Source organism: Kribbella sp. NPDC104218 (assembly GCF_055584105.1).
The window spans coordinates 1,418,213-1,433,390 of record NZ_JBVJMQ010000002.1; the positions used below are offsets into that span (position 1 = coordinate 1,418,213).

Below are 15,178 nucleotides of genomic sequence, written 5' to 3' on the forward strand. Positions count from 1 at the left end.
GCGTGGATGAGGCGGATGACTCAGTCTTCCTCCTGGTCCCGAGCGCGCTGCTCTGTGGAATCAGAGTCCTTCCGTCTGGTCAGGAAGAAAGTTACAGCGATGGCCACCCCGAAGAACCCCCATTTCAGCCACCGGAGATTGCTGGACCATCGGTCACCTTCGGACGGACCGGCCATCGGCAGCGGGTGCTGGAACGTGCTGTGTACGTCCTGCAAAAGAGATTGCAATGCGAGCAAGGTGTTCATCGTGAGCGGGTCTCCTTCACGCCGACCGGCCCAACAGTCGGCAGGCCAAGACAGGTGCCGACAAATGCGGCATGGACGATGACTCAAGGATCGTCAGAAGCCGCTGGAATCGCCTCAGCCCGAAGGATGATCGCCTTCTCTATCGCTGGGTAGAGGTCCCGAGTGCTGCCCTCGGTCGTGACCTCTGATGAGGCCCGCAGGCAAGCGCGGCGCTGCCGAGCTACTTCCTAACGAGCCATCCGACCAGACCAATCACCAGACCGACGTTCGTGATGGCGACATCCCGTCCACCCGGCGATTCTTGAGCAACTCGACGTGCCGGGCCTTGGCCATCGCGGAATCCTGGGCGATCTGCAGCGACAGCACGTAGCCCCGCGGCTCGAGCGTCTCCTCGGCACCGCCGATAAACGCCCCGAAAACGGATCCGCGTCCATGACGTCGAAGTCCCACTCGACGATCAGCCCGGCCAGGAACGCCGGTTGGTCGACAGGCTTCCGGCCCCACAACGACGCGACGTGCCCCGAGCTCACGAGCGACCGCCACCACCCGCCGCCGCGTCGCCTCCGAGACAACGGGCCGTCCGTTCAGCGCTGCGGAAGCGGAACTGATGGCAACGTATTGTCGACGCGCAAAAGAGTCCTTCGCGATTCTTCACCAACCCGGACGTCGGGCCTTGGCTGCTGTCTCTGCCGCGCGGTACGCCGCATCTGCGTCAGCATCAACACCTGCGGCGGCCGCCCATCCGGCAGGACGTGCGGTGTAGGGATACCATCGGCCGTCTCGCCCGAGTCGAAGCTGGATGCCCAGACCCTCGAAGGTCACGCGGTTCTGCTCGCAGGACGCGGATCGCCGCGACCCAGCGACCACGGCATCGATCGCGGCCTTCTCACGCTCGTCTGGCGTGAACGGGCGGAGGCTCACATAGGCGCCTTCGTCGCCGCCGTACCTAAACGCCTGCATGAGGTCGCGCAGCTGGCCGACACTCAGGTCAGCGCGCTCTGCCACGTCACTCAACGGCGGCATCTTCGTCCCGAGTAACTTCACCAACAAGACCAGTGGTTCCACTGGCGGTTCGCCCGCGAGGAGGGCCGCAGCCCGCTCGGATGCCTCAGAGATCATGTTGGCGATATCGTGATTGGTCATCCCAGGCCAAGGGATGTCAGGAAGCTGCGAATCGGCCAGTGCCGCCCGCGGCGTGGCCACTTGAGAGGGATTCATACTCGGCCGGCTCCAGACAGCTCCTGCAGGCGCACGTAGGGCTCGGACCGCAGGCTGGTTGCCCACTGGTGCTGTCCGAACGGAACGAGCTGTTCGGCCGTCGCCAGCTTCCTGATGTTCATCCCGTTAATATGTCCTTCGATACTCTGCGGCGAGATGAACCGATGCACGTACACCGGCCTCCGCTGGCCGGGGCGTGTCACGCGTCCAGTCGCCTGGATCTCGACCGCCGGGTTCGGGTGTGGATCGAAGTGAATCACGTGGTTGGGCCGGGTGATGTTGAGCCCCACACCGCCACTCTTGCTGGTCATCACGAGTGCCAGGATTGTTCCTGACTCAAGCTCACCGAGAGCCCGAGTCTGAGCCGCGGCTGACATACCACCGTGATAGATGTCCGAGGTCAGGCCCCTTCCGTTCAAGTAGCGCGAGATGATCACGGCTGCCTTGGCGAAGTTCGTGTAGACCAAGGCACGTTCGTCCGTCCCCTGAAGCGGCGTCAGGATGTCGAGGAGGAGCTGCAGCTTCGGCGCCTCAGCTGCGGCCCGGTCCCCGTCCTCGAACGCATCGTACGGCGGCGGCGACTCGAATTGGAGCGGGGTGTTGGCAATTTTGCGCTCTTCCGTCACCAGAACCAGTGTCCGCCCCGAGGCGCCACCCGGGTTCAGCCTGATGTCGTCCTGGACGTCGCGATAAACACCTTCGTAAAGACTCGTCTGCAGCAGCGAAATCGGGACTTCATGATTCGTGTGAGTGATCGGCGGAAGCTCTAGTCCCACTGCCGGATCGTCACGGCGGCGGCGCAGGATGAACGGGCGGACAGTGTCGAGGCCGGCCTGGTCGTCCGAGAGCTGCTCGACAACCACACTTCTGAAGGCGCGATAGGAACCCATCAGACCAGGACTGCACCAGTCGAAGAGCGCCCAGAGCTCGTGGGGCCCGTTCTCCATGGGTGTACCGGACACGGGCAGCCGCGAGCCGGAGCGGAGGCGTCGCACCGCCTTGCCAATCTGTGAGTCACGGTTCTTGATCGTCTGCGCCTCATCTGCGATCACCAGCCCCCAGTCGACCTTGGTCAGATGATCGGAATCTCCACGAAAGGCCGAGTAAGTCACGAAAACGAGGTCGGGTGCATCGACACTCGCGAAGTCGACCGAGCGATCGCCGATGCGATGCTGCCACATTCGCTGTCCGGGCACCGCCCAAGCCACTTCCTGCTGCCATTGGTCGACCAGCTTCTGGTTCGTGCAGAAGACCAGTGTCGGGCGACTGCGCCCTCGCCGCTCCTCGGACAGATGGAATCCGAGCGCCGTCAGTGTCTTTCCGACACCGACGTCGTCAGCGAGGATCCCTCCGAGCCCGATCGCGTCGAGAACTTGCAGCCAGGCGACGGCCTGCAGCTGATGCGGCCTCAGCACGTCGCGCAGAGGATGATTGTCCATCTTCGGAGGTTTGGCGATGGCCGAGCGCAGCTGCTCGATCAGCACGGCCAAACCGCCGCCGGGAGTACAGGCGTAGCAGTGATCGCCGATCGTAATCGTGCCGCTCAGGGCAGGGAGGAGTGATTGATCGATCAGCTGATCATCCGGAATGCCGCGATGACGAGCTCGCTCACGCAGCTCGTCCGTCACGATGATCCACGAATGATTGAGACGCACCACCGGCAGGACGGACGACGCCAGCATGGCCAACTGCGCCTCGCTCAACACAACGTCGTCGAGCTGCACTCGCCAACGCCGGTCCAAGGCTTCGCTGAGGCCTAGGCGCCCCGCTGATGTCATCGCCGCCGGCGGCAGAGATGCCTCGACGCTGTATGTGATCTTCGTACCCCAGCCAGGGGCCCATTCCAGTCGGATCTTCCCCACCAAGGGCGACTCGGTGGAACCACGGAGGGTGGCAATCTCAGCGAAGCTCATCAAGATCGAGTCCGGACACGCTTGGTCGGCCAGGCGGGTGAGCGGAGCGAATGCCTTCGCCGCCATCCGCAGGGTGCGCTGGCTTCGCTGCGCGAAGCGTCTTTCGTCGCCTGCCACCGGCCCCTTGCCGTAGGCAAGCGTGATGTCCGCGGTCGCCCCGGATGAGTCAGTCCACAGAAGGTTCGCCCGGACCGTGCTCGTCGCATCATCAGGCGGGTGAATTCTCAGTGTGAGGGCGAGATTCGGGTCCGGGTCCGCAGCCATCTCCAGTGCATCGAGCCAGTGCTGAAACGGCTCGACCGGATCCGTCACGGTGGCGGGGGCAACCAGCGGGACGCTACCGTGGATGGCCTGCCTCGCCGGCGATGTCATCAGGCAGTTGACAGCCAGATCCAGACCACCATCCAGCAGATCCTCCGGCGTCGGGACCTCGCCGGATTCTGGCACACACACCGGCGCCGACCGGAGTTGCTGAAGGAGGTCGGCCCTTGCCTCCCACGTCACGGATTGACGTCGCAGAGGCCGCCAACTCAGGACGGCAGCTTGCCCGCGACCAGGACGTTCGAGGGCCGGCAGGACGTCGCCGGCCTTGACGAGCTCAGCTGCCATCCGACTCACGCCCGCCCAAGTAGCGGCGGATGACGACCATCCCTCGGTCTCGCCCGAGATCATGAGCTGCAAAAGATCGAGCACGTCGATCCGCCAGGTCATGAAGTCCACGAGTTCGCCTCCATCTACCAGGAGGGTCCGAGGAACGCCAGGCAGATCCAAGCACTTGGAGCCGACCGGACCGATGGCACCCACGAAGCCACCAACCGGTCCGTCCTTCGGATCGAACAGCACGTGCGCCCCAGCGCCGAGTGCACGTTCGACGAGCCGTGGCGCGAGCAAGTCAGGCGGCGTGTAGGAGACGAGTCCAGCAGGCCGCACGACGGGTACGCGCCGGCTCTCGGGAATCGAAGCATTGATCGGCAGCGACGACACGGCAGCCGCGGTCCGCGCGGGGGCCACGACGAGTGCGTCAGGAGTAGTAGCAGCCTGAGCCGCCACCGTCGCCGCGTTGATCGCCAGCAGAAGCGCTTCGGCAGCCGCCTCGCGGGCTCCCCCTTTCCCGGGTCCGCAACCCTCCGCTGAGATCGATTTGCCGTCAACCTCGACGGTCAGCGCGCACGACCAGGCCCCCATCGACCCCTGCAGGTACTCCGGCTCACCCAGGGACAACTGACCTGAACCTTGCTCTGCCCGCAGCAGCGCTCGCAGGGCACTGCGCTCTTCGCCGCAGACGATCAGCCCGTCAGGCGCCTCCAACTCGGCCAGTTCCAGCTCCGAAACTTCGAAAGCAGATGCCACCCTCTGGAGCTGTGACGTGACGTCTGCCTGCGCGGTAAACGAGCTTCCAGGACCGCGCTCCCCATCGGCTGCTCCCTTCCGCGCCAGCTCGATCTTGGCCAGCTCGATCTGGGCCAACGTTCGAATCCTCAGACTCGCACTCCGCTGAAGCGCTGACATGGCGGCACACCTCGCCGACCGCCATACCGGTGCACGCTGCTCAAGGATCCCAACGATCTCTCGCGCATCGGCCAAGCCGCTCAACGCCCGCAACCGTGCCCGCTCGATCATCGCCTCCGACGGCACCGCATCCAGCGAACGGAGTGGGGCTACATCTGGTCGCGAGTCCGCAGACTGCGAGATCGACTCCGTCAGACCGGCAAGCTTCGTCACCAGGCTCAAGTTCGCCTGATGCAACGCTCGTGCTTTCGTCTCGGCGCTCCGCTGAGAGCCGGCGACTTGGCCATTGGGGGTCAGCAACGCAGCTCTTGCCCAGAACGGCAGCGGGCCCTCGCCGAGGCCCTCGGTCAGGGTCGGGCGGGGAAGTCGTTGCTTGAGGCAATAGCTGTGGAGAAGACTGGTCGCGTGGCACGGGTCTCGCCGGACGACCGCAAGAGCAACTGCCTTGAGGTCCGCGACCTCACCTTTTAACGAGCTCAGCAGCAGGGTGCGCAGAGCACCCAGCGACAACGTACTCGCCCCGGCCGCGGCTGCCACTTGCTCGCGGATCCGGTCAGTCACCACACCAGTGCGATCCAGCTCTCTCAACCAATCCGGCCCGTCGGCCACCGCAAACCCCATTTCTGACCGCCCAACGCTGGGCACGAACGAGGTCGTATGCTACCGAGCGTCATGTAGCAAACTCGGAGTGTGACATGCCGGATCTGACAGATGTCTTCCACTACTTCTGCCGTTCGTGCGGCAAGACCGAGCGACAGGCAGGTGTCCCGGAAGGCTGGTATCTGATCGAGCGATCGCTCGGCCACCGCCTTCCCCATCGACAGCTCGGTCTCTATTGCACCGGCCGCTGTCTGGAACGAGCGCAATCACGCATCCAGACCGAGGGTGCGAAACATGCTCTGCTCCTGGACTGGGAGGACGACACGGCAACACTGCATCGACGTACAAAGGAAGTGTTTCAGTTGCTCGCCGAGGGGCTGACTCTCAAGGACGTCGCCTCGTCCGTCGGGGTCTCCCCACGACATCTGCGTCACTGGCTCGATTCCGTCGGCGTCTGTCTGTCCGCGGACGGCCGCTTGGACAAGCCCGCCGCACCCGGCGCCGCTCGTCCAGACCGTCGAGTAATCCGTGCTTTCGCTTCGCTCACCGCCGACAATCCGATCAGCGCGCTCAACGAGCTCGAGCAGGTAGGGATCATCGAGAACATCGACTGGCAGGAGGACATGGTGGGCGCACCACACCAGCCAAAATTCCACTGCGTTGCGTCGGCCGTTCTCACCGGATCCAGCACGATCAAGATGACCGTCGGCACCGGACGAACCAAGAAGGAGGCTCGGAGTCGGGCGGCAGAGCAGCTTCTCAGCGACCTCCGTGCCGCCGCACTCGGCGAAGACAGCGGTGACGAAGCTCCTTCGGCGCCCCAGGGCTGACCGACTCGCCGATCATGAACCGATCAAACGCACAGGCGCAGAGGTGAGAGCAGCCAACACGACGTTCGGCTGCGTCAGGAGCGCCGTCGTTCTCGCCCACCGATCCACGAGATCGTCAACAGTCAGCTCATCTTGAGCCGCTTCCCACCTGACCAGTGCACCGAACAACGCCTCCTGCACCGAAGCGGAGATCCCCGTAGACACTGCGTAGGTGAGCCGCCCTCGTGCTTCTGGATCGATCTGCAGGACACGATCGCCACAGAGTCCGGGATCCTGCCTGGGCAGAGGCTGCGCGACCACCTCAGCCGGATCGCCGCCGAGATCGACGGTGCCGTCGACTCCGGCCTCGAGGACTGGCGCCTGCGCCTCGCACAGCATCAAGCACCCCGATCGACCGGACCACGACACGCTGACACTGGCCAACACCGTCCGCGAGAGCCGGCTTGTCTTCCGCATCTGGGTCGCCCGCCGGCTCGGCGTACAAGCAACAACGCTGCGACGCAACCTGCGCGTCATCCCGATGAGCCGACCCTACGGCCCGTTCTGACGAGACCTACTCCTGCAGGTCGTTCCGCCTGCGCAGCAGGTCATGGAGGTGGTCTTCGGCGTGTTTGGCCCCCGCGGCCACTGCCGCTCGGTACCAATGCTCCGATTGCTCAAGATCGGTCTGCTCCTCCAGCAAAACAGCCAAATTGTGCATCGCGGGCGGCTCCCCGGCAGCGGCCGCCAGCCGATACCAGGATTCGGCCTCAGGTATCTGATCGCGTTGATGCAGCATCGATCCCAGATTGCTCATCGCCTTCGAATCTCCGCGATGGGCAGCCTGTCGATAGCAGCTCTCGGCATCGTCCGCGTCGCCCCGAACCCTCAAGAGGTTTCCCAAGTTGGTCAGCGCGGGGAGGAAGCCGGCGTCAGCCGCGGCCCGATACCATCGCTCGGCCTCGTCCACAGATCCCGTCTGATAGAGCAGGACGCCGAGATTGGCCATCGCCTCGACGTGGCCGGCTTCGGCCGCCGGTCGATACCAACGTTCGGCCCCGGCATCATCGCCGCGTTCGCGCAGCAACGTGCCCAAGTTGTACATCGCATCGAGATGACCGGTCTCAGCGACCCTACGGAACCAGGTTTCCGCCTCTGCATTGTCGCCCACCTGATAGAGCAGCACCGCGAGGTTGTACATCGCATCTTCTATGCCTTCCTCAGCCGCGCGACGGAACCACCGCGCCGCCTCGGCCACCTCCCCGTTCTCTCCCAGCAGGACGGCAAGGTTGTTCATCGCATCGGCATAGCCTGCGCGGGCTGAGGCCCGGTACCAGCGTGCAGCCTCGGTATCCTCACCCCTCTGCCCCAGTGCGACGCCGAGGTTGTACATACCCATTGCGCTCCCGCGCTCCGCTGCCGCGCGGTACCAGCGTCCAGCTTCGTCGGCGTCCCCTCGCATCGCCAACAAGTAGCCGAGGTTATTCATCGCTCTGATGTCACCCGCAGCGGCGGCAGCGCGATAGAGCGGCTCGGCCCTTTCGACCACACCGCACTCGTAGGCGGCCCGCCCGAGCATTGCCTGCTCTGCGGGCGACCCGGACAGCTCGTCCGCGAGCAGGTCCCAGACCGGCACAGGGATCTTGTCCAGCGCGAGCTCCGCACTGTGATCGAGGTAGTAGTCGTGAACAATCAGGCCGCTGCCATCAGTAAGCCGTGTCACCACGCGCGCTCCTGACATCGGCACGCAGGCCCAGTGCAGACCACTGTCGAAGGAATCCAGCAGCGAAGCATCGTCAGGAGGGAGATATAGCGGGAACAGACGCCGGATGAGATCAGTGGGCGCCGGACGAGTCATCCCAACGCTGAACCAGTCAGCAACGGCCCGCACGACCGCCACACCATCTGGCGGCGGATCGCCTCCATCGACTCGCTCGACAAGCTCCGGCCCCGCGACTAGGTATTCGCCGAGTCCCATTCCCTTCCTGAGTGCCGTCACGACCTCGGGCCGATCCGTGTACCGCTCGACAGCCTGCGTCCGATCAGCGTCGTCCCAGCTCGCGAACTCGATGAGGCCACCTTGTGCTCGAGCGAGGTCGAGGACATCGGTGCCCTCCGACCGCAGTTTCCCCTGCGGCTTGAGCCCTTCATAAGCGGCCGCGCGAATCGTAGCCACCACGATGACCCGATCCAGCGAGATCAACGACCTGAGCAAGCCCATATCGACGCCAACGCCGATGTGACGCTCCAACTCGTCGAGCCACACAATCGTGCCTGCTCGAACCACCTCCGCAGCCAGCAGCTCACTCAAAGCCCCAGGCCGAACCGCTGGCACCACTACCACCCGATCGCCATAGAGCGCCCGCGCCGCCTCCGCGACCGAACGAGACTTTCCCGAAGCAGACGGTCCGTGCACAAGCAAGAACCGGCTCTGCTGTAACGCATCGCGCAACCGCGGATCCATCTCGTGCCGCGGCGCATACGGCAACTGCTCAAGCGACGCGCTCGCGCCCCGGCGTGGCACCCGCACCCCAAGAACACCCAGGTCGACCTGCCCGAGCTCAGGCAGCTCTCCCCGGTTACTCCCAACCGAGAGCTGGCTCGCAACCAACCGCATCTGCACCCGCTTCGACCGCACCCAGCGCACCAACACAGTGCAGCCACCCGAAACCAGGGCAACAACCGCCACGATGGTTCCGAGTATCTGTGCAGAGTCGACCGGATCTAGTGCGTCGCGGCGGAGCCACAAGAAGCCCAACGCCCCTGCACCCAGCAGCACTAACAGGCAGCCCAACACACCCGCCACCGAGGACCGCCACCAACCCGCCACCCCATAATTCTGCCGTATCGAGCATGCCCGGGCCGTTTTGCCGCAACGAGTCGTCAACAAGACATCAACGATTCCGTGCTTGTCTGGTTGTGCCGCGGCCTTTGGAACGCGATCAGTTGTTGACCTCTTGGAGTGCGGTTATCAGGTGGGCGGGTGCGGTTCGGGCGGCCTGCTGGTCGGCGGCGATCAGGCGGGCCCGGGCGATTCGCCGGGTCGCGTCCGCGGTCAGCGGAATCGGATCGACCAGCGGCTCGGCGGGTACGGCGATCGGGGCGCTGGCGCCGTCCGCGTCGTGGAAGCCCAGCGAGATCGCGGCGAGCAGAAGATCGGCCGGGACGACTGCGGCTCGGCCGTGCCGGACCGCCTGCCTGCGGGCTTCCGTGGTCAAGAGCACGATCTCCCGGGTGTCGATCGGGTTGCGGCGCAACAGCCGTCCGAGAAGACCGTCGGCGCCAACCGCAGTACGGTCGGGTGCGGTGCCCGGCGTGAGATCGAGGTGAGCCGCGGCCGCGACGATGTCGACCCGGTGCAGCCGCAGAGCCTCGACGGCGCGGCAAACCGGCTGATCGAGCAGACCGGCCAGGAGATGATCGGCGGTGACGGCGTCCTCGTCGCCGCCGGTCAGATCCAGCGCCCTGCGGACACAGCCCCGCAAGGCGGGGGTGACCGGTCGAGCCGGCCAGCGACGGCGACCGGCCCGCCACTCGGCTTCCCGGAGCAGGGCTGTCACCGCCTGCTCGGACTCCGGCGACCCCGGGACGTCGTCGTCCCGGGCTGCCCAGTCCTGCGGGTCGTGCGCGGCGAGAATCCCCTGCAAGGTCCCCGTGGACGTCGCTCGGGGCGCGATGAACTTGGTTGCGGAGACGTCAGCCGCCAGCAGCACGAACAGCAAGTGGTCGGTACCCGTCACCTGCTGATCGAGACGGACCGCACGACTCAGTGCCTGGGACAACAATCGGACGGCGGGAGTAAGGAGATCGCTGGTCATGGCAACAGCCTAGAATTCTTCGCGGTCCGGCCGAGTCTGCCGATCGGCTCGATCCAACAGCCGATCGGCTTCCGGACCAAGCCGGTCGGAGGGTGCGGCCGGGCCTAGCGATCGCACCGACAACCTGGTGGATGCCTCACGATGGGAGCATGTCCATGACGTTGCCCCGATCCGTCGTCCTGCGGGAGTCGGTTCTCGCGTTGCTGGTGCTGGCGACCGCCGCGGTACAGATTGTTGCTGGCGGCCCCCATCAGGTCCTGGCCGCGGTCAGCGCGTTGGCGGCGGTAGCGCTGGTGCTGGCCAGATCTCGTGCCCCGCTCAGTTGTCTGGCCGGGTCAGCGTTGCTCGAACTGCTGCCGACGTTCGCTCCGCTGGTGGCCACGCCGATCATCGCCTTCGAGGCAGGCAGGCGGTCGCGGCCGCTGTGGCGGGTGTGGACTGTGCTTGCCGTGACCGCCATTGCCGGGCTGGCCGGATCGCTGGCGCTGGATCCCGAGGCCGCCCAGGCATCGCCGGGATTCTTGGCGACGGCAGCGATCTCGAAGCTGCTGCTGGTCGGCGTCCCGGCGCTGGCCGGCGTCCTGCTGGGCCGACGGCGGCCCGAGTTGTCGATGCTGCGGCGGCGCAACGACTACCTGGAACGTAGCCGGTACGCGACCGGCCTGCAGGCCAGGGCAGCCGAACGCACCCGGATCGCGGAGGAGATGCACGACTTGCTCGGCCACCGACTCAGCCTGATCGCCGTACACTCCGGAGCCCTTGAGCTGGACGCCCGAAAGCAGGCGCCTGAGCTCGCTGACCAGGCTGAACTCGTCCGCGTCATCGCCGGTCAGGCAATGACAGAACTGCGTCAGGTTCTCGGCATGCTGCGCGTCTCCGATGTCGGCGGGGACGACACGTCCGGCGAGCTCGGCCCCACAACCGGCACTCGGTCCGACCTCGCCGTGCTCGTCGACGACTCCCGGACCGCCGGGGCGCGGATCGCGTTCGACTGGACCGGACCCGATCTTGCCGGGGCCGATCCACGCGTCCGCTACGCCGTGCATCGGGTAGTCCGGGAAGGTCTGACCAACGCCCTGCGCCACGCTCCCGACGCGCCGGTCTCCGTTGCCGTCGACAGCGGCCGAGAGATACAGGTGTCGATCGCCAACGCACGCTCCACCCAAGCCGGAGGCACTGGAACTCAGCGAGGGCTGGCCGGTCTGGACGAGCGCGCCCGGCTGCTCGGCGGGTCCGTCATCGCCGGCCCCACACCGGACGGCGGATTCCGGCTGGCGATGATGTTGCCGCTGGCACCGGAACCTGTCCCGCCCGTTCCTCTGCCGGTCGTCTCGACCGTCGAACCTCCACTGGTAATCGGCTCCGAGGTGCTGTCCTGGCGCCGGATCGCCATCGCGGGATGCCTGCTCACGCTGCTGGTGGTCCCGGCGCTCGCCGCGCTAGGGGTGTTGATCGCGGCACTACTTCTAAGATGACCGGGTGATCACAGTCTTGCTTGCCGACGACGAGGCGTTGCTGCGGACCGGCGTACGTCTGATCCTCGGTCATGCCGACGACATCGAGGTGGTGGCCGAGGTCGCCGACGGACCGGCCGCAGTTGCAGCGTGCCGGGACCACGACATCGACGTGGCGCTGCTCGACATCCGGATGCCCGGCGGCGACGGCCTGACAGCGGCCGCCGAGATCGCCCGGTACCACCCCAAGACGAACGTGCTGGTCCTGACGACCTTTGGCGAGGACCGGTACGTCGCCGAGGCGCTGGCCGCCGGAGCCTCCGGATTCCTGCTCAAGGACACCGCTCCCCCGGACCTCATCCACGCAATCCGAGTCGCCTCCCGTGGCGAGCCCGTGCTGGCGCCAACGATCTTGCGAAAACTGCTGCAGCAGCACCTCGCCAAGGACCGGTCCGAGGCCGCCGCCGCACAGGTCGCGACCCTGACCAGCACCGAGCACGACGTCCTGCGCGCCCTCGGCACCGGCGCCTCGAACGCGGAGATCGCCGAGTCCCTCTTCATGGGCGTCGGAACCGTCAAGACCCACATCGGACGGATCCTCACCAAACTCGGCAGCAGCAACCGCGTCCAAGCCGCCATCGTCGCCCACGAGGCCGGCCTGCTCGACACCCCGGACCCGGACTGACCGGCAGTCCCGGGCCGGCCGTCGCATCACCGGCTCAGGAGGCCGGCAACAGAACTGAGTAGTGTCACTCAGGACACGCTTCTGGCGGTAGTGCGATGCTCGACAAATGAACAAGAGGCCACAAATCACGGGTGCCGCAGCACTGGCAGTCGCCACGGTCACGACCTGGTACGGCTGGCTTGGCTGGGACAACGAGCCGAACCGCGCCGACGGCAACAGTCTCCTCGAGCCATGGCAGATCGTTGGCTGCGGCATCACGCTGCTCGCCGTGACAGTCATCGCCTCGCTGCGATTGAAGGCGCCTGTCGTGATCAGCGTCGTCTCGATCGTCTTCACCGTCGTATGGTCGCTGTGGGCGGCGCCGTCCGACGACTCGGGGCTATGGGCTGCCGGTGCGCTGATGCTGCTCGTCGGGCTCGCGATCGGCACAACCATTGTCACAGCAACGACGCGCTTGATCGCCGGCCGAGCCGGCAAACCCGCTTAGACGGTAGCGGGGCCGGATCGACAGCGAGGGACGGCCGATCACGAACGGCACCGTACACAGTATCCCCACTTGTTGACCACGCCCGATCTGGTGGTGCGCGATTTCGAGGACCTCGCCGCGCCGCTCGGCGCGTGACCGTGCGCGCGCAGATGCCTCCGTGGACCGCTAGATTGGCGTGCTATGGCTGTCTCTGAATCAGACCCACCCCCAGCCACCGCGACGGTCACCGCGCTGCGCGCCGCAGCTGAGCGCGGCGACGGCGATGCCGTCGCCGAACTACTCGCGCCCGATGTGGTGTTCCACTCCCCGATGACCTCGCGGGTCGCGTTCACCGGCCGCGAAGACGTCACGGCCTTGCACCGCGACATCTTCGCCGTCCTCGACGACGTGCGCACCACCGAACCGCTGGCATCGGGCCTGCGGCGATCGTTCACCTTTCACGCCACCGTCCGCGGCGTCGAACTCGACGCCGTCAATCTGGTGACCTGCGATCCGCAAGGCCAGATCACCGAGATGACGATCTTCGTCCGGCCACTCCCCGCGCTCGCCACCTTGTTCGCGACCCTTCCACCCCGCGTCTCCACACGGCTGCGCGGCCCCCTGCTCGGCGCGGTCGCAGCCATCCTGACCCAGCCGCTCGCGGTGGTGCTTCGCGCCGCCGACCGCCTGGTCCCCAAGTTCCTCTGATTGCGACAGCAGCCGGGTGCCAGCCCTAGGGTTTGCCCGCGCGAAGGTGAGCTACTTCGGCGAGTTGAGCCAGGCGGTGCGCTCGGGCCGACTCGGCGGGCGTGAACGGCTCGCCGGGCCGGGCGAAAGCGAAGAAGCCGGTCCACGGCGACGGGATCTTCAGCACAGTCCGGTCGCTCGGAATTGGATTGGACAGCACCGCGCGATCCGTGACCAGCTGAGCGCCGAGCAGTTCGGCGACGGCGTGCGGGAGCTCAGCCGGATCGGCGACCACCCGCGCAGACAGACTCAGAGCCTTCGTCTGGCCGTCGACCAGCGCCAGCGCGGTCGTCGGCCAGATGCGCGTGCCGCGACCGCCGGCCCGCTCGACTGCCGCCCGCAACGCATCCGCGTCGATGAAGTCCGGCGTCGAGACGACCAGCTCGTCCCGGACGCCGTCTTCCACGGGGTGAACATGCAGACCGAGGATGTTGGCACCGACCTCGGCCAGCCCACCGGTGAGCGCCTCCAGCGCGCCGGCGCGGTCCTCGAGCGTGACACGGATCCGCCAGAGAGTGTCACGACCAGCGGCCAAACGATGACTCGGCTTGTGCAGCCAAGAACGCAAGAGATGCATCGTTGACGGCTCGACCACCCAGATCACCAGTACCGTCGTCACAGTCGTCAGCACGGCAACCGAGATCAGGTACGGCGGATGGATCGCGAGCACGACCGCATGCAGAGCCAACTCGACAGGAGCGATCGCCAGCAGCTTCGCAACCGTCAGCCGAAATCGCCGAGGACGCGGAAAGCGGCCACAGACGTCACACGCCGTCCCGGCGGCCAGGGTCGTACCGAGAGACTCCATGCCGACAGGATCCCCACCCGACATTGCCCACAGATTGCACAGTCATGAAGTTCCACGCTGTCAGAAGCTGACTCGCGAACGATTCGGCCAGGGCATTACGACGGCTCCCTGGCGCGTCGCGCCGCGGCTCTCAGGCTGGAGTTCGGGGTGCGTAGATGATGACGGCGACGCCGACGAGGCAGACCGCGGCGCCGGCGACGTCCCAGCGGTCGGAGCGGAAGCCGTCGACGAGCATGCCCCCGGCGAGGGAGCCGGCGACGAAGATACCGCCGTAGGCGGCCAGGATCCGGCCGAAGTTGGGATCGGGCTGGAAGGTGGCGATGAAGCCGTAGGCACCGAGCGCAAGGACGCCACCCGCCATCCACAGCAGCCCTTGTGTTCGCGCCAGCCCTGCCAGGCACCGCCGATCTGTAGTGACACCACCCCCAAGCTCAGAAGCGCGTGTTTCGCGATACCAGGTATGCATACGGCGGAGACCTGGCTCTCCCCACAGATTGAGTCCCGATAGTGAAGCGCGGTCGCCGAGCTCGTCGCGGACGAGGACGCGGCCACCGCGCGATCCCTCGAGTCAACTAGACCCGGGCAGTCCCGGCCGAGTTGTTCCGGGGCCACCGGGCCGTCAGCATCGCCTATCGCCCGCACGACGAGCACGGTGAGCTGACCGATCTTCGGACCGAGTAGGCCATCTACGACTTCGCCTCGCCCTGCTCCAAATGAACGTCCTGGACCGGCAACCCTGGACCAACCGGCACCAACGACGCCTCGCCATCGTGTCCTGGATCGAAACCACCTACCACCGACGACGCCGGCAATGCCGCCTCGGCAAGCTCACACCCATCGAGTTTGAGATAATCCAACCCGTCGTACTCGCGGCCGGAACCACCAAACGCCGCTAGTAGACTGTAC

At 66.1% G+C, this 15,178-nt stretch carries 13 protein-coding genes and 2 pseudogenes; 6 read left to right on the forward strand and 9 right to left on the reverse strand.

Annotated features, from left to right (window positions below):
- Positions 1–20: 20 nt before the first annotated feature.
- The 4 genes from ACZ6ZD_RS22465 to ACZ6ZD_RS22480 all read right to left on the reverse strand — a co-directional run bounded on the left by ACZ6ZD_RS22465 (position 21) and on the right by ACZ6ZD_RS22480 (position 5,494).
- On the reverse strand, positions 21–245 hold the full coding sequence (locus ACZ6ZD_RS22465; protein ID WP_465675076.1) for a hypothetical protein: 225 nt from the start codon (positions 243–245) through the stop codon (positions 21–23).
- 252 nt (positions 246–497) lie between these two features.
- Complete coding sequence (locus ACZ6ZD_RS22470; RefSeq protein ID WP_465675078.1) at positions 498–695, reverse strand: hypothetical protein; 198 nt, start codon at positions 693–695, stop codon at positions 498–500.
- Positions 696–896: 201 nt separating this feature from the next.
- Positions 897–1,388, reverse strand: coding sequence for a hypothetical protein (locus tag ACZ6ZD_RS22475; protein WP_465675080.1), 492 nt, complete (start codon positions 1,386–1,388; stop codon positions 897–899).
- Between the two features lie 71 nt (positions 1,389–1,459).
- Positions 1,460–5,494 carry a DEAD/DEAH box helicase gene (locus ACZ6ZD_RS22480; protein ID WP_465675082.1) on the reverse strand — a complete coding sequence of 1,345 codons (4,035 nt, stop codon included), beginning with the start codon at positions 5,492–5,494 and terminating at the stop codon, positions 1,460–1,462.
- An 86-nt stretch (positions 5,495–5,580) separates the two neighbouring features.
- Here ACZ6ZD_RS22480 and ACZ6ZD_RS22485 point away from each other — a divergent pair, with 86 nt between their 5' ends.
- Entirely contained in the window at positions 5,581–6,315 is a 735-nt protein-coding gene (locus ACZ6ZD_RS22485) for a putative dsRNA-binding protein (RefSeq protein WP_465675084.1), read from the forward strand.
- A gap of 12 nt (positions 6,316–6,327) precedes the next feature.
- Here the strand turns inward: ACZ6ZD_RS22485 and ACZ6ZD_RS22490 are convergent, their stop codons facing one another.
- The 3 genes from ACZ6ZD_RS22490 to ACZ6ZD_RS22500 form a co-directional block, all read right to left on the reverse strand.
- On the reverse strand, positions 6,328–6,693 hold the full coding sequence (locus ACZ6ZD_RS22490; RefSeq protein ID WP_465675086.1) for a hypothetical protein: 366 nt from the start codon (positions 6,691–6,693) through the stop codon (positions 6,328–6,330).
- Between the two features lie 175 nt (positions 6,694–6,868).
- Positions 6,869–9,124, reverse strand: a complete 2,256-nt coding sequence (locus ACZ6ZD_RS22495) for an SEL1-like repeat protein (RefSeq protein ID WP_465675088.1) — start codon at positions 9,122–9,124, stop codon at positions 6,869–6,871.
- A gap of 112 nt (positions 9,125–9,236) precedes the next feature.
- A complete protein-coding gene (locus ACZ6ZD_RS22500; RefSeq protein ID WP_465675090.1) occupies positions 9,237–10,112 on the reverse strand; it encodes a hypothetical protein in 876 nt (291 codons plus the stop codon).
- Between the two features lie 149 nt (positions 10,113–10,261).
- On the opposite strand from ACZ6ZD_RS22500, the gene ACZ6ZD_RS22505 reads away from it, so the two are divergent.
- From ACZ6ZD_RS22505 to ACZ6ZD_RS22520, 4 genes are all read left to right on the forward strand, one after another.
- On the forward strand, positions 10,262–11,587 hold the full coding sequence (locus tag ACZ6ZD_RS22505) for a sensor histidine kinase (RefSeq protein WP_465675092.1): 1,326 nt from the start codon (positions 10,262–10,264) through the stop codon (positions 11,585–11,587).
- Between the two features lie 4 nt (positions 11,588–11,591).
- Positions 11,592–12,251 (forward strand): response regulator, encoded by a 660-nt coding sequence (locus tag ACZ6ZD_RS22510; protein WP_465675094.1) that lies wholly within the window; start codon positions 11,592–11,594, stop codon positions 12,249–12,251.
- A gap of 106 nt (positions 12,252–12,357) precedes the next feature.
- Positions 12,358–12,738 (forward strand): hypothetical protein, encoded by a 381-nt coding sequence (locus tag ACZ6ZD_RS22515; RefSeq protein ID WP_465675096.1) that lies wholly within the window; start codon positions 12,358–12,360, stop codon positions 12,736–12,738.
- Positions 12,739–12,918: 180 nt separating this feature from the next.
- Complete coding sequence (locus ACZ6ZD_RS22520; RefSeq protein WP_465675098.1) at positions 12,919–13,425, forward strand: nuclear transport factor 2 family protein; 507 nt, start codon at positions 12,919–12,921, stop codon at positions 13,423–13,425.
- A gap of 25 nt (positions 13,426–13,450) precedes the next feature.
- Here the strand turns inward: ACZ6ZD_RS22520 and ACZ6ZD_RS22525 are convergent, their stop codons facing one another.
- Together ACZ6ZD_RS22525 and ACZ6ZD_RS22530 are read right to left on the reverse strand one after the other, a co-directional pair.
- Positions 13,451–14,272, reverse strand: coding sequence for an ACT domain-containing protein (locus tag ACZ6ZD_RS22525; protein ID WP_465675100.1), 822 nt, complete (start codon positions 14,270–14,272; stop codon positions 13,451–13,453).
- Between the two features lie 130 nt (positions 14,273–14,402).
- A pseudogene (locus ACZ6ZD_RS22530) lies at positions 14,403–14,725 on the reverse strand (YnfA family protein).
- Between the two features lie 248 nt (positions 14,726–14,973).
- Between ACZ6ZD_RS22530 and ACZ6ZD_RS22535 the strand changes: the two are divergent.
- Positions 14,974–15,168, forward strand: a pseudogene (locus ACZ6ZD_RS22535) (IS3 family transposase); the annotation flags it as partial.
- Positions 15,169–15,178 lie beyond the last annotated feature (10 nt).

Coding starts and splice junctions, on each gene's coding strand:
- ACZ6ZD_RS22515 (WP_465675096.1), top strand. CDS start 12,358: ATGAACAAGAGGCCACAAATCACGGGTGCCGCAGCACTGGCAGTCGCC.
- ACZ6ZD_RS22475 (WP_465675080.1), bottom strand. CDS start 1,388: ATGACCAATCACGATATCGCCAACATGATCTCTGAGGCATCCGAGCGG.
- ACZ6ZD_RS22465 (WP_465675076.1), bottom strand. CDS start 245: ATGAACACCTTGCTCGCATTGCAATCTCTTTTGCAGGACGTACACAGC.
- ACZ6ZD_RS22500 (WP_465675090.1), bottom strand. CDS start 10,112: ATGACCAGCGATCTCCTTACTCCCGCCGTCCGATTGTTGTCCCAGGCA.
- ACZ6ZD_RS22520 (WP_465675098.1), top strand. CDS start 12,919: ATGGCTGTCTCTGAATCAGACCCACCCCCAGCCACCGCGACGGTCACC.
- ACZ6ZD_RS22485 (WP_465675084.1), top strand. CDS start 5,581: ATGCCGGATCTGACAGATGTCTTCCACTACTTCTGCCGTTCGTGCGGC.
- ACZ6ZD_RS22490 (WP_465675086.1), bottom strand. CDS start 6,693: ATGCTGTGCGAGGCGCAGGCGCCAGTCCTCGAGGCCGGAGTCGACGGC.
- ACZ6ZD_RS22525 (WP_465675100.1), bottom strand. CDS start 14,272: ATGGAGTCTCTCGGTACGACCCTGGCCGCCGGGACGGCGTGTGACGTC.
- ACZ6ZD_RS22505 (WP_465675092.1), top strand. CDS start 10,262: ATGTCCATGACGTTGCCCCGATCCGTCGTCCTGCGGGAGTCGGTTCTC.